Here is a 26,574-nt window from a genome sequence, read left to right on the forward strand (position 1 = left end):
CAATCCGTCAAATAGAAAAAAAATCCACTCCTATAAAATGCTTCATCCAGAAGTCAATTTTACAGAAGTGGACCTATTCAATCGATCAAACGATGTTGTACCCATTTGTTCCCTCGGAAGCGCCACAGGAACACGAGCCCCCGCACGCCCCATTCAATATCCATCGCCAGCCAGACACCGACAATCCCCAAATTGAAGACGATGCCCAAAATATATCCAAGCACCACCCGGCACAACCACATAGATAGCATTGAGGTGAGTGACGTGAATTTCGAATCACCTGCTGCTCTAAGCGCAGAGGGCGTAATAAAGGCGATGGACCACAGCGGGATTTGGGCCAACGTATTAATCAGTATGACGGTGAAAATGTCATCTACGATTTCAGCAGGTGGATGAAACAGCCCCACCATCGGCTTAAATAAAGGCATCAGAATGAGGCCCATGACAATAAAAGAAAAAGACGACAGCCAAATAAACGATTTGGTAAACTTGCGGGCATCCTCAATATTACGGCGACCCATGCATTGCCCGACCACCGTCACAATGGTAAGCGCCAGGGCATTGGAAGGGATTTGGAACACGTTAGCCAGTGATGAGCAAATGGCATTCGTCGCCAACGCATTTGTCCCCAGACTCACAATGAAAATCTGGGTTAAAATTTTACCCCCGTTAAAAAACATCTGCTCCGCTGCGAACGGAAGTCCGATGAACAGAATCTTTTTGAGCATCGCTAGATTAAAATAAAGCATATCTCTAAGCTGAACACGCAGATCATCATCTACCCTGACCAAATAGATCAACGCGCAGACGGCTGCCGCATATCTGGACACGTTCACCGCAATCGTCATGCCCAGCACACCCATGTGCAATAGATTGATAAATACTACATTTAAGACCACATACGATAGGTTCATAATGAGAGAAAGCGCCAAAGACGCTCTCGTCTTCCCTATTCCCCTCAATGCTCCACATACCGCCTCAACCACTGCAATCCCAACGAAAGATACACAGCTTCCCAGCAGATACACCTTGCCGTTGGCCAATACATCCGGTGAGGCAGAGCCGAACAGAACACTTAAAATCGGATTATACAACGCAATCATAAACAAACTGATACATAAGGCCAGCAAGGAAACGGAGGAAATGGTGCCAGATGCGGCCTTGGAGACCATGAGGTCGTTGCCGCTTCCCCTATATTGCGCAACGACAACCGTTCCCCCGGTGGACACCGCAACAAACACATTAATCAGAAAAATATTCAGGGAATCAATCATATTTACCGCACTGACCGCCGCCATCCCTGATGAGCTAATCATGGCGGTGTTCACCAAATTAAGCCCCACAATAAAGGCCTGATCAATCAGAAGCGGGATAAACAGAGCAATAATCTGTCGATAATCAATAGACTCTCCTGTAAAATGCTTGTTCAGAAAGCCATGCGTTCTCATTCTTACACTCAGTTGACTCATATCATCACATTCTTTTTATCAAATTGAAAAAAACCCTTCACCAGAAGAGCCTTCATTGAAGTATCACCCCAAAAGAAAATCCTGTCAATAGTTTTACTCACATTTTGAATAGAAAAAAATACAAAAACCTGCTCAACTTAGTGAACAGGCTTTCAAGCAAAACACAACACTCTATGATGTTATCAATAAAATGTTATATGAATTATTCTGATCTTCTTGCAACTAAATCTTGTTGAATGGAAGCTTCATTCTTTTCGAATTTTTTATAAAAGAACATAGGAATGATCCCGATCAGGAAGATGATAAACGGTAGCCAGATAAAGCTAAACTGAATTCCGGACAATGCGGTAGGCGTTTGAACCTTCCCGGCGATGTAGCCCGTGCTACCCATCACCCATGCAGGCAATAATCCCCCGATCCCGCTGCCCGCTTTAATACAAAATGCGCTTCCGATGGAGGTCAGGAACCCACTTGCGCGAATTCCATTTTTCCATTCCCCATAATCCACTGTATCTGACAGCATCGCAAATGGCATCGAACATGCAAAGCCTGAACCTAACGCACCAATAATCCAGCCGGCAATAATGAGGGTTAAGTTGGCACTCCCCATTAAAATCACAACCTGCCCCAGTGCAGCCAATATCAATCCGATAATCATGATCGAATTTTTACTTAATTTTCTGGCGAATATCGGAATCAGAACCATCGAGATTAATTGTATCGAGGTCAGCCCGTTGATTAAAGGGACCAAATCCTTGCTGTCCAGATTGTATTGCAGATAAAAGATGAGCGTGGATGAACGGATGTTCAAGGCAATCCAATAGCACAAGTTAGCAGCGACGACGAGCATCCAGGGCCAGTTACGTTTGATGGCTGCAAAGCTCTTGGCAATCGGAATCGATTTGGTTTTAACTGCTGTATTTTCTCGCAAATCGGCGAACGCTATTAAAAACATGATAACCGCCATGATTCCGAATAAAATGAGCGTTAAAGAAAAGCCTTTTTGATCATTCCCCTGTCCAAAGAAAGCGACCAGCGGCAGCGTAAACGTCGTGGCGATAAAGAAGCCCACATTTCCCCCAACCATACGGAAGGAGTTCAGGACGACGCGCTCATTGGAGTTATTACTCAGGTTAGGGAGAATGGAGGTAATGGGCGTACTAATGCCTGTATACAAAATACCGGCTATGATATAAGTAATGGCAGCGTATACAATTTTCCCGGACTCACTCCAGTTGGGTGTCGTAAACGTAAGGACCATGAACACGGCAAACGGAATGGATAGCCATAGAAAATAAGGTCTGCTCTGTCCATATTTTGATTTGGTCCGGTCAATCAGGATGCCCCAGATCGGGGCATCAATAGCATCGATAAAACGGGTGATAAAAAGCAGCGTCCCGGCAATCCCGATAGAAAGACCGAATACATCCGTATAAAAATATAATAGATAACTGGAAATGACACAGTATAACAGATTGCCCGCTGTATCCGTTAATGAATAGCTGATCTTACGATGAAAAGGAACGGTACTGGCTGCTTTTTCGGGTGGTTCCGTACTCACAATTCTCGTGCTCATGATTTTTTCTCTCCTCATGCGAATGAATTATGATTCATAAACCCATACACGCATTTCCCCTTTGGCCCGGTTGCACCAAGCGTAGTAAGGAATGGCGGTGATTTGCTGGGGAACAAGCTCAGGGGGCTCCGAGCTATATAATGCAGTTGAGCTTTTCACCCGATACCCCTCTGTGGTCAGCTTTACAGTTCCACCCAGCAGGTTTTCGCTAAACTCTTCCGTAATGAGGCTATCCTTAGGCAATCGTAATCCCGCCAAATTAGCCCCATTATCCACTTCTTCCAGACAAAATACGACGGGGCCCCGTTGCAGGGCAATTTGCTGCTGGTTCATGGAGACCAGCGGATTGCTCCGAATGCGTTCAACCGGCATAGCCAAATGCAAGGAAACGACATCACCGTCATTCCAGATACGCTGGATTTCGACATACCCTTTTGCCAGATGGTCTAATGAAATGGCTTCTCCATTTACCTTTACCTCTGCCTGTTTGCACCAGCCCGGAATGCGCAGCGCCCATGTAAATGAAGCCGGCTCTGCTACATGAATGGAAAAGCTCAAATCCGCATCCCATGGATAACGGTGAGTTTGTGTGATTTCAACCTCTTGACCAGATAAATTCAGGTTCACCTTGCCTGCAATATACAGATGTGTATACAACGTGTCGTCGGTTTGGGTGTATATATGGTCTTCGACCGATGCGATCATGCGGGCCAGGTTAGGCGGACAACACGCGCAGAAGAACCATTTTTGCCGCTCTGTTTTTACGTGCTCCTGATCCTTTCTGGATTTCTGATGCGGATTGACTTCCAGCGGATTCACGTAGAAAAACCGTTTGCCATCCAGATCCATCCCACTAATCGTTCCGTTGTATAACGCACGTTCCAGCACATCGGCATATTTCCGGTCCGGCGATAAGCGCAGCATACGATTGGCCCAGAAGGCCAGCCCTACCGAGGCGCAGGTCTCGCAGTACATGCTGTCATTGGGGAGATCATGATGGCAAGTGAATGCTTCTCCGTTGACGGCAGATCCGATCCCGGCAGTGATGTACATTTTGTGGTTCGTTACATCCTCCCACAGCGTTTCACAGGTTTGTAACAGGGAAGCATCTCCCGTTTTCGCGGCCAGATCCGCCATCGCAATATATAGATACATCGCTCTTACCGCATGGCCGACAGCCGCTTTTTGCTCACGCACAGGCTGGTGTGCCTGCTGGTATTCGAAGCCCAAGCCAAAATTGATATTGTTATCGTCATTCCAGGTAGGCTCTGTTTGAATGTGCTTTCTGTCTTCTTTCTCCTCCGCAAAATAAATCGGATGCTGCCCCCGCTGCTCGATAAAATATTGCGCTAATTTGAGATATTGATCCTTTGCAGTTACGTCGTATAATTTGATTAAGGCCAGTTCAATTTCTTCATGCCCCGGGTAGCCTTTCCGTTTCCCTTCTTCCGTACCAAAGATTTGCTGAATCAGATCTACGTATTTCTCCATGATGTGAAGAAACTTTGTTTTGCCCGTCGTTTCATAATAAGCAACAGCCGCTTCTATAAAATGTCCCGCACAATACAGCTCATGATTATCCCTTAAGTTTGTCCAGCGATTATTAGGTTCCTTCAGCAGATAATACGTATTTAAATACCCATCCTCAGCTTGAGCTCTTCCCAACAGTGCAATCACTTCATCTGCCCGCTCCTCAAGCACAGGATTCGGATGATCCCTTAAGCTAAAGGCGACGGTTTCCAGCCATTTGGCAAGATCACTGTCCTGGAAAACGGTTCCATAATACTCCCCACTGGATTCCCCGGCCGCAATTTTAAAATTTTCAATCGCATGACTGGGTTCTGTATCTGGTAATTCATCATTCAATGCTTTCCACTGATAAGGAATGACCTCTTCCGCTACCACCTGCTTATACTTCTTCCAAAATAAATCATCAACGCTGACATGCTTTACTGGTTTTGCTGTTTTCATTGGATAAACATCCCTTCCTGAAAATAGAACGCTTTCATTTTTGAAAAAATAAAGCTAAAGTAATGATAATACCGACCAGACTAGCCTAGGCTTCCCTTGCTACAGTCCTTATTTTATCAACCTGAATTTATAAAAAAAATCGCGATCTTTAACTAAAAGTTATACGATTTCACACACAAAGGAGCTGACTTCCATGAGCAAAACAGACTTTCTATCTTTCCTTGTCCCCCCATTGCCTTATTTCATTGAGGGGAATTTTACTACCTACCAAAAAGGGGACTGGCATCCGAATCGTTATAACTTGGGCTATTTTGACGTTATTATCATCAAAGAAGGACTACTGCACATCGGCGAAGAGGATGAAGTGTGGAAAGTGACTGAAAATTACGCACTCATTCTTGAACCGGATAAACACCATTTTCCCATTGAGGCATGTACAGAACAAACCTCCTTTTACTGGTTTCATTTTCAAACGAACAGCACGTGGCGCGCGCAATCCTCACCCAACCTGATCACACCTAGCTCACCCATTCCCGAGTTGCATTTTCATTCCGAGCACACAACAATCCACTTGCCCAAATTTCAAAAAATAATCAATCCCCATGAGCTGTTTTCTAAATTGGACTACTTGTTAGCCTCTACCTTAAAGCCTAGAAAGCTGGCTCTATGGGAGACCCAGCAGATGTTTGTGAATATTTTTCAGAATTTGGAATATGATGAGAATTATAAAAACAGTTCCTCCAAGTTAGCAGAACAGATCGAAATATATTTAAAACAGAATTACAAAAATACAATCACCAATAAAGATTTGGAGGCCCATTTCCACGTACATCAAAACTATCTCGCCAGATGTATGAAGGCCGCTTTTCAGCGTACGCCGCTTGAATATTTAATGGATTACCGACTGGATCAGGGGCGCAGTCTGTTGCTGCAAACCGACTGGTCCGTCCAACAAATTACGGAGGAAACGGGGTTCTCCCAAGCAAGCTATTTCTCCAAATGCTTTAAAGAGAAATTCGGGATGTCACCGAAAAATTACAGACAGCAATACTGGAAGCCGGCAAATTAAATGGTTTACGCCCTCTTTACATTTCCATTATATTCTTCTTATTTTGCCGCTTTATACTGAATCGGTTATATCATTTTTACTTCAGAAAAGGGGTATACATATGAAGGCGACTAAACTGGCATTATTAACCATGTTAACAGCGATTCTGATATCACCTGAAATGACCCGTGCGGCAGAGGTCCAGCCAACCGGATATGAACCCCTTCGAACACAAGCGGATAAAATAGGAGCTGTAATTACATGGGACAATGACGACAAGTCTGCTGCTGTGAAGCTGAAAAATGGCATTGTCGGAACCTTTACTGTCGGTGAGAAGCAATATCGCCTGGCTGGCCAAACGGGGGAAGCGGATCACGAAATCAAGCTGGTCGATGGAAATATATATCTCCCTACCAAGCTTCTTGCCACGCTTAAGACAGAAAACAGCAAATATGCTGATCCTAAAGATGCTGTTCCTACCTATAAAGTGACCCCCTCTGCCGAAACAGAAGCAGTGGAGGATGGAGATGATGCGGCCGACGATCCTGCGATCTGGCTCAATCCGGCTAATCCGGAGAACAGCAGAATTGTAGCCACCAATAAAGGCGGCGGGATTTTGGTTTATGATCTGGAAGGCAAGCAGCTGCAAAACTTTAAAGTCGGCAAAATGAACAATGTGGATATCCGTTATGGATTTAAGCTGGGCGATAAAACGATTGATATTGCAGGAGCCACCAATCGCACCAACAACACCGTAGATATCTTTGCCATTGACGGGGTATCCGGAACGCTAACCAATGTTGTTGACAAGCCTACTATTCAATCCTCTATGAAAGAAGTGTACGGATTCAGCCTGTACCATAGCCTCAAGACAGGTAAATTCTACGCACTCGTATTGGGCAAAGAGGGTGAATTTGAACAATATGAGCTGACTGACAACGGGAACGGCAAAATTGCCGGCAAGCTGGTCCGCCAGTTCAAGCTGGCTACGCAATCCGAGGGCATGGTGGCTGATGATGAATACGGCACGGTCTATATCGCTGAAGAGGACCACGCCATTTGGAAATACGATGCCGAGCCAGACGGCTCTTCCAAGCCGTTGCGACGTGTTGATATTGCGGACGGGCGCAGACTTCAAGATGACATAGAGGGGCTTACATTGTATTACGGCAAAGACGGCAAGGGGTATCTCATGGCCTCCAGCCAAGGAAACAGCAGCTATGCAATCTATGAACGTCAAAGCGATAATGCTTATATAAGCAACTTTAAGATCAGCGCCAGCCCTACAGTGGACGGAACTTCTTTCACAGACGGTATTGACGTTCTTGGCTATGGATTAGGCAAGAACTTCCCGCACGGTATCTTCGTTGCACAGGATGATGAGAATCTTCAGAACGGCAAAAAGTTGAATCAGAATTTTAAAATGGTGCCTTGGGAGCAAATCGCAAAGGGTGCACGCATCCCGCTAACCATAGACGATGGCATCAATCCGCGTGAATTGGTGAACAGAAGCACGCGGTAATGCCCGTCAGAAAATTTGGGTGAAACTGTAAGCCGGAATTTTCTTGTGATTTCCTTTTCAAACATGATAAACTATACACAGTCATAAAGTTATAACTGTTATAATTGTTATAAGGTATAACTTTTTGGTGTGCTATCATAATATGAAAGGGGAACATTTAAATGAATGGGGCGATCAAGTTGAATCAGGGAAAATCGTTATCGAAACGTTACTCCCGAAAGATAGGTCGTATGGGAAATAGCCTTGGTGTAAGTCTGCCAAAAAGCCTTGCCGAGAAAATGAATATTGCACAAGGTGATGAGATTGAATTCGTTGAAAATGGCGAGGGCGAAGTTTTACTGAGGAAAGTTCGTCATTTAGAGCTGCCTGAAAATGTCCGTCCTGAGGTGCTGGAAGCATTTTATGATGTATTTGAAGAGGACAAAGCAATATTTGATGATTTAAAGGATCGCTAATATGACAAAATTTCTGACTAAAGAAGAAGTCGTCGCAGGCCACTATTATATGATGAAGAGAATGGAAGACGCGGATCAGGCGGGAATCAAAGATCATGCCTTGCTTGAATCTGCTGTACATAGACCTATGCAGAGTTTGTTTGGTGAAGATGCGTATCCGTCATTGTTTGACAAGGCGGCGGCCTTATTAGAATCTTTGGTTAAGAACCATTGTTTCCATAATGGGAACAAACGGACCGCTTATCTTGCGGTTAAGTCTTTTCTGATGCTGAATGGATATCATTTGAAGATAGAACGTTTATATGCCGTTGAGTTTATTGTAGATATTGCAAATGGTAAGTATTCTCTCGAACAGATTGTGAGTATTCTTCGCGAGAAATCTATACAAAAACAATAGTTTGATACTGAGCGACATCAAAACTGTGACTACACCCTTAGAAGCTTTTGTATCGTTATCTTCGGACAGGGGTTTGGAAGCTTCTGATTTCCGGCCGTACTAGCTAATAAAAGGGTTGCCCCGAAGCCATTGCTTTAGGGCAACTCTTTTATTAGTAATCATTCTTTAAAAAGAATTTGAGAGTTATGCCTCTTCATAGACATATAACTCAAGGTTCTCATTCCATAATAAAAGACACCAATCTTTATGATGATACATAAGTTGAAGCTGTTTGGATGTTTCCTATGCTTTAAAATCCAACACCAGCACATTCACCGAATTAGCCGGTAATTGCATAAGGATCGCATTATTATCAAGCGAAATCTGCTGCTCGGTAGGCACTACCTTCTCATCATTCTTTTTATTCACGTTCGGCACATGAACAAGCGAGGAATCGCCGGTTAGCGTAATCAGCTTGGCGGTGGACTCTACACTCAATTCCTGAAGGTTCAACTGCGTTGCCTTATCCACGTTGTCGGCGTTCACAAGCTTCACATATACATGCTCAGCATCCTTGGTCACCGAGTTGAACACGTCGCTATTGTAAGCCTCCAGCTTGTAATCCAGCACTTTGCTGGTTGTCTCTCCGTCGGTGTAAGAACAGATGAGGCTGCCGCCTGTTTCACCGCCGTAGTTCACTGTGATGGTGTAATCCGTATGGTCAGCTAGCTCTTCATAGCTGGCTGCTCTCAGGTTGCCTGCGGCTGTACTGGAAGAATAATCACCCAAGGTATAGCCTTCTACGCCTTGCTTGTAAACCTTCACGCCAGTAGCCTTGCCGCCATAGCCGATGGCATATTCGACCACGTTCTTTTTCTCGGCGGAAATATCAGTGAGTCCTGCACCCACATAAAAGCCATCTGTACCAAAAATGCGGGAAGCTACTACCTCCAACTTGTAATCCGTCCAGTGGTCGTTCAAGATGTACAAGCCGTTCAGCCCGCTGCCTTGAGCCTTGAGAATAAGCCCCGTGCCTGCTTCCACCGTATATCCTGCGGAACCCGGAATCACCCGCCAAGCTGGATTCAGCTCTTGGGTAAAGTCTTGATCCACCAGCACGCTGCCGTCCTTATTGGAGGTAGCGGTCACTCGCTTAATCACAACCTCCGCGTTGCCTGTCGCAATCTCAATTCCCCCCAGAGGAATAAGGTCGATCGGCTTGCCGTTTTTGTACGTAGAGAAAGAGGTAGCCAATACTTTATTGCCCAAATATTTAGCATACATTTGCTGCACATAGTAGTTCGGCGTAAACCATACGGTTTGGTCATCGAACCAAATGCAATCCGGGGTCCATCTGTAGGTTCCGTCCGTCAGGACTTTGTTAAACAGCGGTGCATAGGCAGCCAGCCGGACGACATCCGCATTATTTTCGAAGCCCGTCATCACCGCTGCTTCTGCTACTGCACCCGCTAATGTATTTTTATCTGTGGAGGCGTATTCACCCACAAAGACCTTCGACGTTTCCTTCCAGTTGGTACTACCGTCTGCGTTATAAGCTCTGTAGTAGTAATTATAGCGGTCCACATTATTCAACAAATACTCGTTGGAACGATAGTAGTGCTCATCCGCAATGGTGTCCATGTAATCCTTTTGCTTCTCATACCAGGTCACGATTTCTTCTGTCACCTGGTTGCCATCTGCAAAAGCAACCTTGGCCGAACCCGTGATATTGCCACTCAGGAACTTCCAGCCCTGCTGATATGCATCGTCGTCTGCTTGAGCGCCAACCGTGGAGATGATATGCAGCTCATAGCCCGGATAGTTTTTCTCCATATACTCGTCAATGGACGTCTTGAACACTTCAAAGTTGGCAAAAAACTCTGTGCCCCAATTTTCGTTCCCCACTCCCAAATAATGCAGATCGAACGGAGCTGCATGACCCATTTTTTTACGCATGGCGGCCCATTCATTATGCTCAAAGTCCACACTAATCGCAAAGTCGATCAGATCTGTAAAGTTCTTGATATAGTATTCTCTTAATGCGCCTCCTGCCGGATGAGCGTAATCGGAACGGGCTTGGCAGAGCACTCCGCAGGCCATAACCGGAAGCGGAGCAGCATTCAGGTCTTCTGCCAACTGGAAATATTCCATATAACCAAGACCCATGGTCATCATGTAGCCCCATACATTAAAGTTCTCCTTGCGCAGCTCTATATCCCCAATGGATTCCTTCCAGTCGTATACATTTTCCCATATAAACGAGCCCTCGGAGATACAACCGCCCGGAAAACGCAAAAACTTCGGATGCATGTCGACCAGCGCGTTCACCAAATCTTTTCTCAGTCGGTAGTTGGGATTGCCTTGAAAATTGGCGTGTGCGGATGGAGAGTGCTCTTCCTCTCCTGCACCCCACACATCCTGTGGAAATAAGGAAACCATATCAATGGAAATATCCCCTGCAAACGTGAGTGCCAGTTGCCCCAGAACCGTAGCGGAGCCTGTCAGTACAAGCTTGGAATCAATGCCGTACTTTTTCCACGTATTTCCGCCTTCCACCTGCACCGTTACCGAATCACTAATCGCCTGTTCACTCGAATCCTGCAATTGCAGTGTAATGGTTCCCGCTGATTCAGCCTTCGCCCAGATGGTGAAATCATACTTGGCCCCTTTCTGGATGAACATGGCACAATTCCGGTTGGAATCGGCAAAGCCTTTGTTCCGAATGGTCGCACCATCCGTTACCATCACATAATAAGCGTTCACATCTTTGTCCTTTACGCCCAAAAACTCATTTAAGCCGCCGCTATGCTGGGGAGTCATCTTGTCCGTATCGCCAGACCAGGCAAACAGCGGATTACGGTTCCGTCCTGTAGAGCAGCCGCATTCGCCGGAAGCATGGGAATACGTGTCGAACTCGAAGGATTCAAAGGAACGATTTTGAACAAGCTCCGCATAAATCCCACCATCTGCCGCATTATTGATATCTTCGTAGAACAGGCCGTACATCACCTCGCTGATATCCAGCACTTCCTTGTCCCCATAAATGTTCAACGTATACGGAGGCAGCTCTTTCGGAAGAACCGAGATTTCAAAGCTTTCTTCAAGCCGACTTTGACCTCTCGTCAAGAAAGCTGTAACTGTTACCCCGTGCGCGGAGATAATATCTTGCACCTGGCCATTGTCAGAGAGTACATCCGGTCGGCTGGATTTCCAGGTTACTTCTACCCTTCCGCCCATCAGGACCGTTGGCAAAGTCAGATCCCCGGTGACAATCGTCGTTGGGAACGACAAGTACTTGTCGCGGGCCAGCTTCACAACCTCTTCGTCTGTCAACGAATCGCACATCACCTCGATAACTTCGTCTGCGGACAAGCCTGCTTTATAAATCCGAAAGTCCGAAACGGAGCCAGCAAAGTCTACATCCGCTGCGTGCTGGGAACGACCGATAAAATTATTGCTGTAGTTGGACGGTTCTGCAAACGTCTCAAACCATTTACGCAGCTTGGCATAATTACCGCTGGACGTTTGGCTGATGGAGCCGTCCGCTATCACCTCACCATTCACATATACCATCGGTCCTGCACTGCTTAATGTGCCGCCCTCCGTGCCTGTTATGGACATGGCTACGTGCATCCACTCATCCCTGACAAAGCCTCTTCCCGGGTCTACGGACAAATCTGCTTCGGCGAACAGCGTTCCGCGCAGGTTCCGTGTCATGAACATATAGGGTCCTGTATGGGATTGGCCAAAGTCAAAAACACGTTCCCACATATCCGTGAATCGACCGAAGTTGACCCAGGCAGTCACCGTAACACCAGTGTTATCGCTTACATCTTTAAACAGATCGGCAGGAAGCTGGATATAAGATGTACCGTTGGGACCTCCTTCAAGCCGCAAAGCCGTTCTTCCACCAACATTGGAGATCGTGGGGGTTAATGTCCCGGAAGCAACCCCGTCATTGCCTTGACCTGAGCTATCCTTGCCGACGTTCCCTGCATCATCAAACTTGTACCGCGCAATGATTTGATCCTGGAATTTGATCATCTTCGTCGCTCCTATACTCATATTTTATTAATGTAATAACTAATTAATTAATATAAATACATACTATATAGCTATAGTACCTTATCCTGCACACCTTTTTCAATCCACGGTTAGTTGAAAATGAACATGAAGCTCCAATACGCAGTCGGATGTGACAAAAAAACCGCTCAGTGAGCGGTTTTCAGATGGATCAATCCTTGTTAGAGTGAATTTTCACTTTGTAAATGATTGGTGACCGTTTTCTTTATTTTGGGCAATTGAACTACATACTCTGCATTCTCAATCCACGTTCCCGTCACAAAATCACGTCCCTTAACGACAACTCGATCAAGATACACGTCGACATGCAGACCCTGGCTACCCTCAAGATGCTCATCCTGGTCCGTCCACAGGTAACCAACGGAAGCGGCATTAAACATCGTTGGCATCTGATCGCCACCATCGTACATTGTACGCTTCGCCTCCAGTTGCCAGTGGGTATGCCCTGAGAACAGGAACACTTGAGGATAATGACTCAGGACGGCCTTCAACTCTGCATCCTGATTCACTCCATACCAGCCTTGCTCCTTCATCGAACCTGCCACTGTATCTATCAGCGGTTGATGCAGAAATACAAAGATCGGTCGATCAGGGGATGCATCTTCGGACAGCTTCGTTTCCAACCATTCCAGTTGTTCAGCAGACATATCACAATTTTTGGGATGAGGCTGTTCTGTCCCCAAAAAGATATAATGATAACCGTTAATCCAGTGATCATGATACGATCCTTTCATGCCTGTGGCTACTGCAAATTCGTTCAATCGCTTGGCCCATAACCTGGAAGGTAAAATAGATTCCTCGGTGCTGCCGAGTTCTCCTTTAGCCGTAGCCGCCTGATGCTCCAGAACCCGCTCTACTTCATCTTCGGTCATTGTGTTCAAATCCAATGGCGGATCTTGCCATAGGATTGCCCCAATATCGTGATTGCCTACGGTATATCGTATCTCGGGCAAAGATTCTTGATAAATACTCAATATTCGGTGCAACTGCCTGTATTCCTCCGGTAGCCCGCGATCCGTCAAATCGCCCACATGCATAATCCCGCTGCTGCCACTGTTGTATGTGATGATGTCCGCCAATGCTTTCTCCAGATGACGGTTGTGGATATGATCTGCACGATCCGTAACATGCGTATCGGTAATGACCTGAAAGCAGGCAAGCGGTTGTTCAGGTTTAATTGTATTTTCCATCAGAAATCAACTCCATTTCAGTCCAATAATACCGATCAGGATGAAGCCCATCCAGACGAGCGATATCGCCTTCATAGTCTCTCCGAAAAAGAAATGTCCTGCGAGAGTAATCAGCGTAATTCCTACCCCTGACCAGATTGCATAAGCGACACCAAGAGGCATATATTTCACCGCAAAATTCAGCAGGGTAAAACTCGCTCCGTAACAGGCAAACATGAGGATAGAAGGCCACAAGCGAGCAAAACCATCCGATACCTTCATCAAAACGGTGCCACTCAGTTCCAATCCAATCGCCAGCGCAAGCAGGACCCATCCTACATAGGAATGACTCGTCATCGGCTCATCCCGACTTCCAGCAGTTCATGGAACGAACGCACCGTAAGATCGGCAAGTTGTATATGTTCAGGGCTTCCGACGGCGACCTTCCAAGCCGCTCCCGCTGAGCGCGCCATCTCCATATCGCCATCTGTATCTCCGATGACCATAGATCGTGCAGCTGGAATACCGAGACGCTCACAAGCCAGCAGGAGCATATCAGGAAACGGCTTTCCCCGTTTAACCTGATCCGTACCCACAACCACCGTAAAAAAAGATTCAATCCCCATCCATTCCAGATGGCGCAGCGCACTATCCGTCTCATCGGCCGTCACAACCCCCATCTTCATTCCGTGGTTGCGGCATAGCTCAAGAAACATACGTACTCCGGGCAGCGGCCGAACAGGACGTTCCTTGCTTATTGCATATTCTGCTTGTAAAAAACATTCGTTTACGTTGACTTTGGCTTCCGCCCAGCTCAAGCCTGCACGATACCCATGCCATATCAGCACCGCACGAACCTCTTCCATGGTCCCCATGGCGAGTGGTCCCCGTACATCATAGCCTGTCATTCCACCTTGCTCATCATGGAACGTTCCCCATATATGAGGGATTTCATCTTTAGCGAATCGAAGCCCACGAGCAACAAGCCGCTCCCTGAAGTTCTCCATCACACAAACGGTCCAGAAACCCCACATAGCTGTAAAATCAAGCAAGGTCCCATCCTTGTCAAACAGAATGGCCTCTATTGGGGTAGACAGGCTCCCAAAGTTTAATTCAGGCATATTTTACACTCCTTGTCTGCTGTCGTGCTGGATCAGAAAAGCGGTACATGTCTGCACCGCTCTCCCGAGGTGATCTTATTTTATCCGATCCAGTTCCTTCTGCGCCTTCTCCTTGGCTTCCTTCAGAGCCTGCTCAGCAGGAACTTTATTAATCTGTACTTGATCAGCCGCATCCTTCAATGCATCATTGATCTTGCCTCCGGTCGGATCCTGGAACGGAGCAGAAGCATGAGAAGCCTGCTGGAGCGGAATTTTGATCTGCGGGTTCTTCTCACTGAACTTTTTGAAATCAGGGTCTTCCTGGGCAGACTTACGAACCGCAATATAACCCGTGTTCATGGACCAGGAAGCTGTATTCGACGTTTTGGAGAAATACGTCAGCCACTTATACGCTGCTTTTTGCTGTTCCGGGCTTGCTTCAGCGGGGATACCTGCCATTAATGCACTTGCTACAGGTTTACCTTGACCAATGCCCTCCCAGCCCGGTTGTTCCATGGCTGCTACGACATTAAAGTCCAGGTCACCCTGATCACCACTGGAGCCGGTGTAACCTGCTGCTTTATTTTTCATGACATCATCAATCGTTTTGTACCAGTACTCCCAACCTTGACCACCAGAGTGAATACCCATGATCTTGTCCTCATGAATCCATTTGCTGAACAGATCCCAGGTCTCAATCCATTCCGGTGAATCAATCATCACCGTCTTGCCGTCATCACTCAGGATTTTCCCGCCCTTGCTAAGCACGGCGTCGATCATGTTATCACTGCCCCACATCGGCTCCCAGCCATAGAAGGTTGTCTGGCCATTCTCACGTTTGCTCATCTTTGCTGCTGCATCGGCCAGGGCTTCCCAAGTCGTCAGACTGGCTGGATCAATACCATGTTGCTTCAGTGCGTCCTTGCGGTAATACATGATCTGCGTCGTTCCGTACATCGGCAAGAAATATTGCTTCCCATCTACCTGCCCCTGTTTCAGGAAGGTCTCAACAAAATCCTCTTTGTTGAAGCTTTGATCGGCTGCGATCATCTCATCCATTGGAGCATAATAGCCTTTGTGAGCCCATTCGATATTAGAGCTCAGTACAGCCGCAGGTACCTTTTTGGATGCAATAGCAGCCTGCAGCTTCCTTTCCGTCTCGGTGTAATCAGCTTGTACAATTCCTTTGACAATGACTTCGCTCTGGGACTTATTGAAGGCGTCGATTTTTTCCTTCATGTTATCTCCCAATTTCCCGCCCAGGCCATACCAGAACTCAATCTCGACTGGACCCTTTGATGCGGAATCAGCTCCACTCGCAGCCGAACCTGAATTGGTTGGACCACCAGCGGTTGAGGGACCACACGCTGTAATTAAGGCAAAACTTGCAGCCAGTACCAGTGACATGCCGCCTCTCCATCTGAGCCTTATTTTTTCCTTCCATTTCATACGTGCTTGACCTAACTCCATTGTGATTCCTCCTATATAATGTGTTGTAAAAATCAATTTTTGTTTACGCCAGCAGTAATGTTCACACTCTGCATGATCGTTTTCTGGGTAAACACGAATATAATAAGCAGCGGTGCGATGGTGAATGCACTGGCAGCCATAATCTGCGGCCATGCCAGTCCATAGGCCCCTCCTTCCACAAAAAAGCTGCGCAGACCGGCCGATACTAATTGCAGATTCGGGTCCTTGGTAATGAGCATCGGCCAGAAATAGTTGTTGTACTGGTCGATGAACGTAATCAATACCATCACGGCAAAGGTCGAGCGAACCAGCGGTGCTATAATGGTCCACAAAATACGGAAGTGAGAAGCTCCATCCAACTGTCCGGCCTCCACCAGTTCGTGAGACACCTGCAGGAATGCCTGCCGGATCAGGAAAATGGAGAAAACACTGACACAGTTGGTTACGATCAATCCCGTATAGGAATCCAGCAGTTGAAGCTCGCTGAGAACAAGATAGCTGGGCAGATAGACGGCTGTACTCGGAATCATGTAGCCTACCAGAATCAGTCCAGTGAGTACACCTTTCATGCGAAAGCGCATATGAGTGAGTGCATAGGCCATCATGCTGGAATTAACAATCTGTAATAGACAGATCGCCGCTGCAACAAACGTACTGTTCAGCATGTAGCGAGCAAATGGGGCAGAATTCCATGCATCCATATAATTGCTCCAGCGGAACGTTTCTGGCCAGAACGTTGGCGGGAACTGCCATATCTCGTCATTGGTCTTGAAACCGCTGATGGCCATCCAATAGAAAGGAAATGCCATAGTCAGACTGATCATGCCAAGCAGCAGGTAACGGATTACTTTACTTAGAGCTGTCATATTCATCAATAGTGCACCAGGCGTCGGCCAAGCAGGAAAGATATCCCTGATAGCAATACGCAAATCAGAATAATAACGACGGCAATGCCAGAAGCTTCGCCTACATTGAATGATTCAAACGCAGACTGATAATACATGTAAAGCAGTGTCCTTGTTGCCCCAGCCGGTCCCCCCTGTGTCATCACATTAATCTGGTCGTAGGCCTGAAGCGACTGAATCGTGAGGATGATGGACAGGAAGAACGTTGTTGGCGAAATCAATGGCAAGGTGATACTCCTGAATTTGTCCCAGCTGCCTGCCCCGTCGATCGACGCCGCTTCCAGCAAATCGGATGGCAGGTTACGCAATGCTACCAGGTAAAATACCATCGACCAACCAATTGATTTCCACAGCGTGACAATCAGGACAGCTACAAGTGCCCAATTCGGATCTTGAAGCCAGCCAATCGGGGAAATTCCGAGCCAGCTGAGCAAAAGATTCGCGAGGCCTACCCGGGGCTCGAAAATCCATGACCATGCAATGGAGACAGCTACGGTTGGCGTGACCCAGGGTGAGAACAGCAATGTCCGAAACAGACCAGACGATTTAATATTTCTGTTCATTAAAAGGGCCAGCGCCAGTCCACCAATAATCGTTGGTATAACACTCCCAAGGCCAAATAACAGAGTCACTTTCAGAGACCGATAAAATTCAGAATTCGTTAACAGATAAGTGTAATTCTCCAAACCAACAAACCGTTTTTCCGGACTCATAAAATCCCAATCTGTAAAACTCAGATAAACAATGTATCCCAATGGTCCCAGCCAAAAAACCAGCAGTGGGATCAAAGCAGGTAGGGTGAAAAGAATCGCTTCTGTCTCCCTCCATAGTCTCACACGCACTTCGCACACTCCTTATGGTTCAAGTTTTGTTTTACATTGATGCAAAAACACTTCAAAACGTTCCTTTTTTCTCTTATGTACAAAAATAATTGTACAATACATTTGAAAAATTTAATTCCTGGTTATGTTAAAATAACGGGAGTCATGTAAAATATGAAGAATTAAAAGGAAATCCCATCCTTATAGTAGAGGTGAGATTGTGGGTAAAGAGGTTATGGAGGATCAGAATCATTTAGCGTTGCCTTGCCGGAGTGAATTGAGGGAGAAAGTGATTGATGCAATTGCCAATACGATGGATTTGTACGGGGTCAATCATTCATTTGGCCAGTTGTATGGCATCATGTATTTCGAAGATAGGCCCATGACGCTGGAAGAGATGAAGACGTCCATGAACATGAGCAAGAGTAATATGAGTTACGCTGTACGTTCTCTTACCGAATCGCAAATGATATATAAATTGGAGGAAAAGCAGGAACGAAAGGACCTTTATTGGGCGGAGACCGACTTTTTTCGCACCTTTCAGAACTTCTTCGGAGCTAAGCTGCAAAGGGAAATTGACGTGATGGAGGAAAGTCTTCAAGAAGCTATCCCGGGACTATCCAAAATCATTCTGGCGGAAGCAACCCTGCCTGAAGAGAGGGAGAAAGCTTTACAGGACCTGCATAAACTCCAGCACGCAGAGCGGTACTACATGTGGTTGCAGGAATTCGTAGACCAGTTGCGGAATGGTGCATTTTACGAAAATGCTGCTAGACTAAAAAGCAGACACGGAGAATAGGAAGCAAAAAGAGTGAGCTTCGGGGCCAATCCAAACCTCGAAACTCACTCTTTTCTTCATGAAAAATAATCAGTTATACGCTCAATTTTTGCCCACAATTCGGACAGAAGTTAGCTCCTTCGTTTTTTGTACCGCAATTTGGACAAAAATTAGGCTTTTTATGATCACCAGAAGGAGTGGGAGCCTCGGATACAGGGCCAGGCCCAGTCGGAGGCTGGTGGCTGGGGTTCAAATTTTTCATCATTTCATTCGCTATATTCATCCCCATCATCATACTCGCCATATCCGAAGCAGCTCCGCCGCCTTTGACGTTGCCAGACGCAATGCCGTCCGTCATCGTCACCTGTTGATATTTTTGCAGATTACCGATCATTTCATGAGAAGCTGTCTTCGTAATCATATCCTGGATCTCTTGCGGATAGTTGAAGCTCATCACATGGAAGCCGGTAATTGTCATGCCGTTGTCCATTACTTGCATGTCCAGGTCTTCTTGAATACCCTTCGATATATCGGAAGCGTTCGCCTGCAGATTGAACATGTCCTTCCCTTCTCTGCTGATCCACTTCATTAACAGCTGATCCAGCACAGAAGTAATCCGAATCTTTACATCCTCAACCAGATAGCTGTCTTTCACCCCGGCGATCTTATCAATAAGCGTAACATAATCATTCACTTTAAAATTAAATGTGCCATTGGCGCGAACAGGCATACCACCCGGAAGCTGGGGAGTCGGAATCAGCACTGGATTCTGCGTCCCCCATTTGACGGTGAACTCCTTCGTATTAACGAACAAAACCTCCACCCTCATGCCGCTGTTAAAGCCAAACTTGAACCCTTTTAACGTAGACAGGAACGGGATAATATCAGAGTCAATGCTATACGACCCTTCATTCTCGAAAATCCCCTCAATCTTGCCGTTATTTACAAAAATCGCGTCTTGGCCGGAGCGGATAATCAACTTGCTGCCTTTTTTAATCTCACGATTGCTCCACTTCCAAAAAATCATATCATCTCTGAATTCTTCCCACTCTACAACATTCGCAAATTGATTTCTAAAGAACCCCATTCTGCATCCATCCCTTCAGTTAAAATGATCCTCTGCTGCCGCTATGCGAATGACCGCCACTGGTGGTTCCGCCACCACCGCCTGAGCTGCTGCTACTGCTGCTCTTTTCAATCTTCCGTTTCGTTGTCGTTGTGTGAAGGTACTGATCCCGATGCTCCAAAACCCCTGAAGTGCTTGCATCCTCGTAGGTCTGCCGATTTACCGTAACCCGACCGCCGGAATTGGAAACCATCTTGCCCACGATAATAGACGCCAATCCCAGTGCAATCGCCAAATGAAGCCAGCCTTTAAAAAATATACTGTCCGGATTCACCCCTGGGCGGATGGCCAAATATCTGTGCGCGCTCAAAATATACTTTTGGAATGCCAGTCCATAGTTGCCGTTCGTCAGATCCGGGGTAATCTCATAGCGTATTTTATCTAGCCTATCGTCATCCAGATACCGTTCTGCCTTATAAAATCCGGCCAGGTACACCTCTCTATTTCTCATATCCATCGTCAAAATGACCGCATTCCCATGTGACCTGTCATACCCCGGTCCATGATCATCATAAAAATCCTGCGTCATTTTCATAACATCCATATTGTCGGGATTCATAGTAGTAACAATAACAATGTCCGTTTCTCTTTCGGCTCCGTATTGATTAGCCATAGCGTTCAACACGTCATACTCTTCCTGATTGAGCAGTCCTGCTTCATCATAAATCAGTAGCTTCATGTCCGTCGTAGCTGCTTCGCCCTTCATTTCCATAGGAAGTGCCAGAAAAACAGCGAAGAACAACGAAATGATAACAATCGCTCTAAGTCTTTTCACTAAGATCCCCCTCCCATGATCAGCCAAGTGATTAGCCTCAATGAAAAGAGAGTAATGCCGAAGATACCTGCAAACCAGGCCGTCACCTTGAACTTGCTAATCGGAGGCTTACCAACTACTTTACCCGTCTGGCCGTTCATCGCAAACGTATGCTCCAATTGGTTGTAATCATAGTGTATGACCCATACGGGGAGCAGGACGTAATCCGCTTGCTTTAATGTAGTATCAATTTGCTTTTCCGTGTAGCTCACGGACGTATACTCTGATACCGTAGAGTGAATATAAGAATCAATATATTCCTTCACTTTGTCTTTCACTCGCGGGAAAAGCTCCTCTTCGTTATAGCTGTACTTCTCTGCAATATAGCCCGCCAGATATGGCGTTTTAAAGGGTTTTAGCTGATCGTAAGGAAACGGCTCCAATTTATCCATCAGCTCGTCATTCATTTTCTCCGCAGCATCAATCGGAACCTTCACATAATTCAGCCGGATTTTCCGATATACATCAAAATGCTGCGTTTCCTTATACTCGTAATCCCCGCTCGTATAGGTTCGTACTTTGGTCCCCTCGCCATAAGCCTCAATTTTATTATGTAAATCATATAACCAGAAGGGTACATACATCCCGGTTATCCCCTTGATCCGGTCTGCTGTCATGAACCGGTTCGGCGTCAGCCGGCCATTCTTACACCATTTTTTGAAAGCATCTATGGCTTCTTCCTTACTGATCGAAAAAGGAATCACCTGCGCCGGAGCCAGCTTCCCGGTCAGTCGATCACCGAGAACCACGGCTGAACCGCAAAAGCTGCACACCGTTGCACTCGTCTCCATTTCAGTCATAATCACTGCTCCGCAGTTATTGCAATGATACTCCTGAACCTCGTTTTCTGAAAAAATACGATTCATCAGAGGATCAGGAATAGATTCGATATTGTCCTCTCTTCCGCAACTATGACAGGATAACATCCCTGTCTCACCGTCAAAGACCATGCCACTACCGCAGTTGGGGCATTTGTATTCGATAACCGGCATCTGCTCACCTCTATCCTGTAGAAACTGTTATGATTCCTTATGGTTTATTTTCTCTTTGATTGCAGCCAGTTCATCTTCAGCGTTCGTACTCTTCTCATATTGCGCAAATAAGTCATCCAGATTGTCCTTTGTCCCTGCCCGAAGCTCGGCCAAAGCCATTGCTTCATCATATGCCCTGTTCACCTTTTCTTCCAAGGCTTCGAAACCGGAATCCTTGTTGCCCATAGAATTCAAGGCTTGTTGTGCTTTGGCAACCGCCATTTTCCCTTTAAGCTCGGCGCGCCGCGCTTCCAGTTGCCCCATATCGGATACCAATTTATCCTGCATTTGTTGCATACTTGCGGCATTTGCCGAAGCTAAGTCATAGGAGGTTTGCAATTGTTCCAGCTTCTGCGCCTGCGAACCTTTTCTCTCCAGAAACCTTCGAGCTTCCTCTTCATTTCCAGCTTCCACGGACTTACTGGCATAATGCTGGAGCTTTTTGATCTCGGTTCTGCATTCATCCCATGCTCTTTTCGCCCTTCTCTCATCGGCTAATACCGAAGCGGTTTCCGCTCTCACCTTACCCAGATCACTATTCAAATTCCGCATATAATCGTCAATGGTCTTCTCTGGATCTTCCACCTTATCCAATAAGGCGTTGACATTCACCTTCATAATATCCCTAAACCTCGACAAAATTCCCATGATGACCCCCTTCGAAAGGACTACATCCCACCATATCATACATCAAATCTGGTAAAAAGTGATCATCACAGCTATATTCCAAAAGCTAATCCCGTTTCGCCATCCATCCTCACTATGTGGTAAATCAAAAAAAAGTGCCTGAGCCCCGTCGAAATCATACGTTCAGACACGGGGTCAGGCACTTTGCATCGCATTAACAAATCATGTAGTTCGGTTTCTTGTAACGCTCGAAGAACACATCCGCAATAAGACCAAGCCTGTTTCGAACCTTGGGGGGTGTTTGACCAGACCACGCTAAATCCATTGAGTATATTGTTATTATTCATGTTATCCAAGGGCTTTTATAATCAATGGTGGAGGGGGAGATCATATTGGCTATCCGCTACAGCATCATCATTCCAACCTATAATAGAGTCCAGCAGCTGTTGCTCACACTCACTTCATTTAAAACACAAACCTATCCAAAGCACCTGTTCGAAGTGATTGTAGCTGATGACGGCTCTACAGATGGAACGAAAGAAATGGTCGAAGGCTTCAAAGCATCCTATCCTCTTAGCTATGTATCCCATCCAGAACAACGCAGTCGGTCTGCCATTCGAAATTTGGGGCTGCGTCGTGCGAGAGGACTTTACATTATCTTCTGTGACGCTGACTTTTTGGTGTTGCCTGATTTCATTAAAATCGTGAGCCGTTATCACCGTAAATATCCCAAGTCCGTGCTATCAGGCATTCCTCACTCGTGGGACGATGCTTTTACCCATTATTACCCTGACTTCTCTCCTGAAGAAAAAGAGCATTGTCGGAGCACACTTACGCAATCAGGCTTATGGAATCCCGACTTAGAAGCAGCGAACGAGATTACTCCGATCATAACACCAGAGGATATCCTTCATCAAACAGACGCATTGTCAAAAGTAGTTACTCCCTCAAGAGTTCCACCAACGACTAAAAAGCAATTCGGCACTACAGATGTAGCTCCCTGGTTGCTCCTGATTACACGCTGTGTATCCATCAGACGCAGCCAATTGATTCGTATTGGCGGCTTTAATGAACGGTTTGTACTCTATGGACTCGAAGACTGGGACCTTGGCTACCGGCTGCATCGATTTGGACTTCCTTTTTATTCCATCAAAGAGGTTGTCGGATATCATCAGGAACACCCAACCTACCTTAGAGGGAACGTTTTAAATACGGAAAATCTGAAAATCATGTTTGAAACCTATGGATTCAATGACTCCTCCTTAAATCTACTCGCCCTTGTACCCCCATCCGTGGATTTGGAAACCTACAAAAGTACACTGCGAGTGTTGCGTAAGGGGTTCCGTTCCAAGCTGACACACTCATCAGCCCTGTTGTTAAGAAGGACACTGCGTTTGGCAGCCAAGCAGTTCTTTTATCAAAAAAATACTCCAGCATACCAAGAATCATTGAACCTGATCAAAAGGAAAGCAGCGAACCGAAAAAGCCGAGTCGCTCACGTGTTGCGAGAAATGCTGCTGAAGTCTGAAAAGCTGGTGGAATAATAGTTACTCTTACGGGGATAAAGAGACTCCTCCATAAAGGTGCGAGCCCAACTTGGCAAGCAGCTTTATGGAGGGGGAGTCGAGACCCTGTCCGTAAAATAACAACAAAAATTGTCGCTACTAGTTTACTATTTCTTATGATGCTCCAGCACGCTTTCTGATTATTCATTACATATGAATTTTACCAGCCGCTAAGAGCTCAATACTTTAATGCTATCATCGCACCAGCTAATTAAACTGCTAAACTGACTTTTACCATAGTTCATTGTGATCATCCAATACTTGTGATTATGGTCTTTATGCTCTACATTGATAAGCCAACGTTCAAGTTCTTCAAAAATATGCAAGCTTTCCATTAGCTTTTCTTTATACTCCTGTATGTGCTTTATAATCGTTTCAGGCGAAGAATTGCCGCCAAAAAACACCCTCAACAGCAGCTCATTTTTTTTGAGCATCACTACATGCTCCATCGGCTGAGAAAGCCAGTCTGACAACGTCTGCCTTCCCTGATCGGTAATGCTGTAGAGCTTCTTGTCAGGCTTTCCTTTCTGGCGAATGACCTCGACCGTAATGTCCTTTCGATCCAGTAGCTCTGCCAGGCTGGGATAGATCTGGCCGTAGTTCTCATTCCAAAAGTAGCTAGTGCTTTGCTCCATATGCTGTTTTATATCATAACCGGTATGAGGACCCAGGCTCAGTATACCTAATACCGCAAACATTGTATTGGTTTTCCCTGGCTGTCTCGCCATTCTATATTCCTCCTAGTACCTCTAAGCCAATCTCCGCAGTATGTCATACTTTCACATTCGACTAGACATCATTATATCTCATTCGAGTTATTTTCACATCCAACTCTCATATATTATAAAAATATATATTATTTTAATAATTAGTATTGACGGTAGTTTCACTCTGTTTTATATTAGCGATATCCACAACATATCAATGAGCCTACCGAGATGAAGTCTTGAGCAGCCAATAGCATGAAGAGTTCAAGACATCGTTTGGGTAATCCTCAAAAAGGAGATATCCGATCATGACCATAATCAATGTCAACTATCCAGCAGGCCGTATTACACTTGAACAGCGTCGTCTTTTGGCAGAAGGCTTGACGGATGCTGTGCTCGTTCCAGAGGTAGGTCAATATTGTCCGCCAGCAAGAGAAGGGTTCCAGGTCCATTTCACCGAACGTCCAACAGATTACATGGCAATTGGCGGGCAATTGCTGTCGGATCAGCCAGAACGTGATGTAATTACCGTCAATGTTCTGGTGATGGATGGTGACTGGCCTAACGACGTCCGCAAAAAAGTGCTTGAGAATATTCTTGGCAGCTTGACTAAAGTACTTGGAGTACCGGAACCATCCCCGACTTGGTGGGTATCTTTCCAGGTCATTGAAGAAGGCAGTTGGGGTTCCCGCGGTGGTGTACTCTCCATTCTGGACTTGCTGGATTCAGGAGTCTTTACCGAGGAGAAAATTAAGGCGATCAAGCAAAACATTACATGATAACACAAGAGGCTCAGCGATTGGCTCAGCATGTAGGAGCAAAATAACGGGCCAAGTGCATAATGAAAACCCACTATGACCAATTTTGTCAAAGTGGGTTTAATCCTGTTGATATTCATTTTGTCATTTTCATATTATTCTACAAACTGTGTGTTTCGTTTACTTTTGTTTTCCCGTTAATGTTCTCACTTCAATAGGAAGCAGGTTCGCCTCGATTTGAGCCCGCTGTGGTTCATACCACTTTGGCAGCATCAGTTTTTGTCCCAAAGATTCAGCCGGTTCATCGTTAGCAAATCCCGGTGGATCTGTAGCGATTTCAAATAGTATGCCGCCCGCTTCTCTGAAATATATGGCATTAAAATATTGGCGGTCTATGACTGGAGTCGGCTGATAGCCATAATTCTGGACTGTGCTTCTCCAGTCTTCATGTTGTTCGAAATCTTTTGCACGCCATGCAATGTGATGTATCGTACCTGCTCCACCAAAGCCTAAACCCATTTTCGCGAGCGGAACATCCACGATGTTGCCGATTTCTCCTACGGACTGATAACGGGCATATTCGGCGTCTTCACCGATTTTCGTAAATCCGAGTATGCTTTCCAATGCATCCATCGTTTTCTGTGGGTTGACACTAAAAAGCACGGCACCCCCAAATCCCTTAATTGCTTTATCGGCCGAAATACCACCGTAAGACCAAGTACTGTTCGCTCCCGCTTCACGTTCGACAAGCTCAAGACGTAAGCCCTCTTTATCCTCGAATTGAAGATATTGTTCAGAAAAACGGCTCGTTTTCGTAACTTGAATATCAAAACTTTCCAAACGATGCTGCCAAAAATCAAGTGAGCCTGGCGGTACCACATACGAGGTAATGCCCACTTGGCCACCTCCGATTCGCCCTTTGGGGGTTCCTGGTGCAGGGAAAAAAGTAATGATGGTTCCAGGGCTTCCTGCCTCGTTACCAAAGTATAAGTGGTAAACTTCAGGAGCGTCGAAGTTGATTGTTTTCTTCAATAACCGAAGTCCAAGGATGCCGGCATAGAAGTCGACATTTTCCTGCGGATTACCGGCAAAAGCTGTAATATGATGGATACCTGTAGTTTGAAGTGACATATGAAACCCTCCTTTAATCGTAGGAACCTTTGTTTTTCGTCGATGGTCATTTTAATGGCCTAAATTCATTCA

General features: G+C 45.9%; 23 protein-coding genes. 7 read left to right on the forward strand and 16 right to left on the reverse strand.

Features of this window, described 5'->3' with window-relative positions:
- Positions 1–77: 77 nt before the first annotated feature.
- The 3 genes from BAZ21_RS16145 to BAZ21_RS16155 form a co-directional block, all read right to left on the reverse strand.
- Positions 78–1,469, reverse strand: a complete 1,392-nt coding sequence (locus BAZ21_RS16145) for an MATE family efflux transporter (RefSeq protein WP_068502762.1) — start codon at positions 1,467–1,469, stop codon at positions 78–80.
- 202 nt (positions 1,470–1,671) lie between these two features.
- Positions 1,672–3,045 (reverse strand): MFS transporter, encoded by a 1,374-nt coding sequence (locus BAZ21_RS16150; RefSeq protein ID WP_068502769.1) that lies wholly within the window; start codon positions 3,043–3,045, stop codon positions 1,672–1,674.
- A gap of 27 nt (positions 3,046–3,072) precedes the next feature.
- Complete coding sequence (locus BAZ21_RS16155; RefSeq protein WP_068502771.1) at positions 3,073–5,016, reverse strand: glycoside hydrolase family 127 protein; 1,944 nt, start codon at positions 5,014–5,016, stop codon at positions 3,073–3,075.
- 193 nt (positions 5,017–5,209) lie between these two features.
- On the opposite strand from BAZ21_RS16155, the gene BAZ21_RS16160 reads away from it, so the two are divergent.
- From BAZ21_RS16160 to BAZ21_RS16175, 4 genes are all read left to right on the forward strand, one after another.
- Positions 5,210–6,085, forward strand: a complete 876-nt coding sequence (locus BAZ21_RS16160) for a helix-turn-helix transcriptional regulator (protein WP_068502773.1) — start codon at positions 5,210–5,212, stop codon at positions 6,083–6,085.
- Positions 6,086–6,185: 100 nt separating this feature from the next.
- Positions 6,186–7,586 (forward strand): phytase, encoded by a 1,401-nt coding sequence (locus BAZ21_RS16165; RefSeq protein ID WP_068502775.1) that lies wholly within the window; start codon positions 6,186–6,188, stop codon positions 7,584–7,586.
- Positions 7,587–7,747: 161 nt separating this feature from the next.
- Complete coding sequence (locus tag BAZ21_RS16170) at positions 7,748–8,041, forward strand: AbrB/MazE/SpoVT family DNA-binding domain-containing protein (RefSeq protein WP_068502778.1); 294 nt, start codon at positions 7,748–7,750, stop codon at positions 8,039–8,041.
- A 1-nt stretch (position 8,042) separates the two neighbouring features.
- Positions 8,043–8,438 carry a type II toxin-antitoxin system death-on-curing family toxin gene (locus BAZ21_RS16175; protein WP_068502781.1) on the forward strand — a complete coding sequence of 132 codons (396 nt, stop codon included), beginning with the start codon at positions 8,043–8,045 and terminating at the stop codon, positions 8,436–8,438.
- 282 nt (positions 8,439–8,720) lie between these two features.
- Here the strand turns inward: BAZ21_RS16175 and BAZ21_RS16180 are convergent, their stop codons facing one another.
- The 7 genes from BAZ21_RS16180 to BAZ21_RS16210 all read right to left on the reverse strand — a co-directional run bounded on the left by BAZ21_RS16180 (position 8,721) and on the right by BAZ21_RS16210 (position 17,986).
- Positions 8,721–12,461, reverse strand: coding sequence for an alpha-L-arabinofuranosidase C-terminal domain-containing protein (locus BAZ21_RS16180; RefSeq protein WP_084011704.1), 3,741 nt, complete (start codon positions 12,459–12,461; stop codon positions 8,721–8,723).
- 200 nt (positions 12,462–12,661) lie between these two features.
- Positions 12,662–13,690 (reverse strand): metallophosphoesterase family protein, encoded by a 1,029-nt coding sequence (locus BAZ21_RS16185; RefSeq protein WP_068502787.1) that lies wholly within the window; start codon positions 13,688–13,690, stop codon positions 12,662–12,664.
- A 6-nt stretch (positions 13,691–13,696) separates the two neighbouring features.
- Complete coding sequence (locus BAZ21_RS16190; protein WP_068502790.1) at positions 13,697–14,026, reverse strand: DMT family transporter; 330 nt, start codon at positions 14,024–14,026, stop codon at positions 13,697–13,699.
- Positions 14,023–14,790, reverse strand: coding sequence for an HAD family hydrolase (locus BAZ21_RS16195; RefSeq protein WP_068502795.1), 768 nt, complete (start codon positions 14,788–14,790; stop codon positions 14,023–14,025). The genes BAZ21_RS16190 and BAZ21_RS16195 overlap by 4 nt, the downstream gene beginning before the upstream one ends.
- 75 nt (positions 14,791–14,865) lie before the next feature.
- Entirely contained in the window at positions 14,866–16,239 is a 1,374-nt protein-coding gene (locus tag BAZ21_RS16200; RefSeq protein ID WP_068502800.1) for an ABC transporter substrate-binding protein, read from the reverse strand.
- A gap of 32 nt (positions 16,240–16,271) precedes the next feature.
- A complete protein-coding gene (locus tag BAZ21_RS16205; RefSeq protein ID WP_084011706.1) occupies positions 16,272–17,111 on the reverse strand; it encodes a carbohydrate ABC transporter permease in 840 nt (279 codons plus the stop codon).
- Positions 17,111–17,986 carry a carbohydrate ABC transporter permease gene (locus BAZ21_RS16210; RefSeq protein WP_068502803.1) on the reverse strand — a complete coding sequence of 292 codons (876 nt, stop codon included), beginning with the start codon at positions 17,984–17,986 and terminating at the stop codon, positions 17,111–17,113. The genes BAZ21_RS16205 and BAZ21_RS16210 overlap by 1 nt, the downstream gene beginning before the upstream one ends.
- Positions 17,987–18,200: 214 nt before the next feature.
- On the opposite strand from BAZ21_RS16210, the gene BAZ21_RS16215 reads away from it, so the two are divergent.
- Complete coding sequence (locus tag BAZ21_RS16215; RefSeq protein WP_068502967.1) at positions 18,201–18,764, forward strand: GbsR/MarR family transcriptional regulator; 564 nt, start codon at positions 18,201–18,203, stop codon at positions 18,762–18,764.
- A 73-nt stretch (positions 18,765–18,837) separates the two neighbouring features.
- On the opposite strand, the gene BAZ21_RS16220 is transcribed toward BAZ21_RS16215, so the two are convergent.
- The 4 genes from BAZ21_RS16220 to BAZ21_RS16235 are packed head-to-tail and all read right to left on the reverse strand — an operon-like array spanning position 18,838 to position 22,362.
- Positions 18,838–19,830, reverse strand: a complete 993-nt coding sequence (locus tag BAZ21_RS16220) for an SPFH domain-containing protein (RefSeq protein ID WP_068502807.1) — start codon at positions 19,828–19,830, stop codon at positions 18,838–18,840.
- A gap of 19 nt (positions 19,831–19,849) precedes the next feature.
- Complete coding sequence (locus BAZ21_RS16225; RefSeq protein ID WP_068502809.1) at positions 19,850–20,644, reverse strand: TPM domain-containing protein; 795 nt, start codon at positions 20,642–20,644, stop codon at positions 19,850–19,852.
- A complete protein-coding gene (locus tag BAZ21_RS16230) occupies positions 20,644–21,675 on the reverse strand; it encodes a hypothetical protein (RefSeq protein WP_068502813.1) in 1,032 nt (343 codons plus the stop codon). Before BAZ21_RS16230 ends, BAZ21_RS16225 begins: the two co-directional genes overlap by 1 nt.
- Positions 21,676–21,702: 27 nt before the next feature.
- On the reverse strand, positions 21,703–22,362 hold the full coding sequence (locus tag BAZ21_RS16235; protein WP_068502815.1) for a PspA/IM30 family protein: 660 nt from the start codon (positions 22,360–22,362) through the stop codon (positions 21,703–21,705).
- A 371-nt stretch (positions 22,363–22,733) separates the two neighbouring features.
- Between BAZ21_RS16235 and BAZ21_RS16240 the strand changes: the two genes are divergently transcribed.
- The gene (locus tag BAZ21_RS16240) at positions 22,734–23,885 is read left to right on the forward strand and encodes a glycosyltransferase (protein ID WP_068502818.1); all 1,152 of its coding nucleotides are present in this window, start codon (positions 22,734–22,736) and stop codon (positions 23,883–23,885) included.
- Between the two features lie 191 nt (positions 23,886–24,076).
- Here the strand turns inward: BAZ21_RS16240 and BAZ21_RS16245 are convergent, their stop codons facing one another.
- Complete coding sequence (locus tag BAZ21_RS16245; RefSeq protein WP_068502820.1) at positions 24,077–24,634, reverse strand: PadR family transcriptional regulator; 558 nt, start codon at positions 24,632–24,634, stop codon at positions 24,077–24,079.
- 287 nt (positions 24,635–24,921) lie between these two features.
- Between BAZ21_RS16245 and BAZ21_RS16250 the strand changes: the two genes are divergently transcribed.
- Complete coding sequence (locus BAZ21_RS16250; RefSeq protein ID WP_068502823.1) at positions 24,922–25,392, forward strand: tautomerase family protein; 471 nt, start codon at positions 24,922–24,924, stop codon at positions 25,390–25,392.
- Positions 25,393–25,551: 159 nt separating this feature from the next.
- Here the strand turns inward: BAZ21_RS16250 and BAZ21_RS16255 are convergent, their stop codons facing one another.
- Entirely contained in the window at positions 25,552–26,502 is a 951-nt protein-coding gene (locus tag BAZ21_RS16255; RefSeq protein WP_068502826.1) for a ring-cleaving dioxygenase, read from the reverse strand.
- Positions 26,503–26,574 lie beyond the last annotated feature (72 nt).

It is taken from the genome of Paenibacillus kribbensis, from assembly GCF_001705305.1.
GTDB lineage: Bacteria > Bacillota > Bacilli > Paenibacillales > Paenibacillaceae > Paenibacillus > Paenibacillus kribbensis_B.

What these genes read in the sequence shown, in the direction of transcription:
- BAZ21_RS16145 (WP_068502762.1), bottom strand. Translation starts at nt 1,469, where the DNA reads ATGAGTCAACTGAGTGTAAGAATGAGAACGCATGGCTTTCTGAACAAG.
- BAZ21_RS16150 (WP_068502769.1), bottom strand. Translation starts at nt 3,045, where the DNA reads ATGAGCACGAGAATTGTGAGTACGGAACCACCCGAAAAAGCAGCCAGT.
- BAZ21_RS16155 (WP_068502771.1), bottom strand. Translation starts at nt 5,016, where the DNA reads ATGAAAACAGCAAAACCAGTAAAGCATGTCAGCGTTGATGATTTATTT.
- BAZ21_RS16160 (WP_068502773.1), top strand. Translation starts at nt 5,210, where the DNA reads ATGAGCAAAACAGACTTTCTATCTTTCCTTGTCCCCCCATTGCCTTAT.
- BAZ21_RS16165 (WP_068502775.1), top strand. Translation starts at nt 6,186, where the DNA reads ATGAAGGCGACTAAACTGGCATTATTAACCATGTTAACAGCGATTCTG.
- BAZ21_RS16170 (WP_068502778.1), top strand. Translation starts at nt 7,748, where the DNA reads ATGAATGGGGCGATCAAGTTGAATCAGGGAAAATCGTTATCGAAACGT.
- BAZ21_RS16175 (WP_068502781.1), top strand. Translation starts at nt 8,043, where the DNA reads ATGACAAAATTTCTGACTAAAGAAGAAGTCGTCGCAGGCCACTATTAT.
- BAZ21_RS16180 (WP_084011704.1), bottom strand. Translation starts at nt 12,461, where the DNA reads ATGATCAAATTCCAGGATCAAATCATTGCGCGGTACAAGTTTGATGAT.
- BAZ21_RS16185 (WP_068502787.1), bottom strand. Translation starts at nt 13,690, where the DNA reads ATGGAAAATACAATTAAACCTGAACAACCGCTTGCCTGCTTTCAGGTC.
- BAZ21_RS16190 (WP_068502790.1), bottom strand. Translation starts at nt 14,026, where the DNA reads ATGACGAGTCATTCCTATGTAGGATGGGTCCTGCTTGCGCTGGCGATT.
- BAZ21_RS16195 (WP_068502795.1), bottom strand. Translation starts at nt 14,790, where the DNA reads ATGCCTGAATTAAACTTTGGGAGCCTGTCTACCCCAATAGAGGCCATT.
- BAZ21_RS16200 (WP_068502800.1), bottom strand. Translation starts at nt 16,239, where the DNA reads ATGGAGTTAGGTCAAGCACGTATGAAATGGAAGGAAAAAATAAGGCTC.
- BAZ21_RS16205 (WP_084011706.1), bottom strand. Translation starts at nt 17,111, where the DNA reads ATGAATATGACAGCTCTAAGTAAAGTAATCCGTTACCTGCTGCTTGGC.
- BAZ21_RS16215 (WP_068502967.1), top strand. Translation starts at nt 18,201, where the DNA reads ATGGAGGATCAGAATCATTTAGCGTTGCCTTGCCGGAGTGAATTGAGG.
- BAZ21_RS16220 (WP_068502807.1), bottom strand. Translation starts at nt 19,830, where the DNA reads ATGGGGTTCTTTAGAAATCAATTTGCGAATGTTGTAGAGTGGGAAGAA.
- BAZ21_RS16230 (WP_068502813.1), bottom strand. Translation starts at nt 21,675, where the DNA reads ATGCCGGTTATCGAATACAAATGCCCCAACTGCGGTAGTGGCATGGTC.
- BAZ21_RS16235 (WP_068502815.1), bottom strand. Translation starts at nt 22,362, where the DNA reads ATGGGAATTTTGTCGAGGTTTAGGGATATTATGAAGGTGAATGTCAAC.
- BAZ21_RS16245 (WP_068502820.1), bottom strand. Translation starts at nt 24,634, where the DNA reads ATGGCGAGACAGCCAGGGAAAACCAATACAATGTTTGCGGTATTAGGT.
- BAZ21_RS16250 (WP_068502823.1), top strand. Translation starts at nt 24,922, where the DNA reads ATGACCATAATCAATGTCAACTATCCAGCAGGCCGTATTACACTTGAA.
- BAZ21_RS16255 (WP_068502826.1), bottom strand. Translation starts at nt 26,502, where the DNA reads ATGTCACTTCAAACTACAGGTATCCATCATATTACAGCTTTTGCCGGT.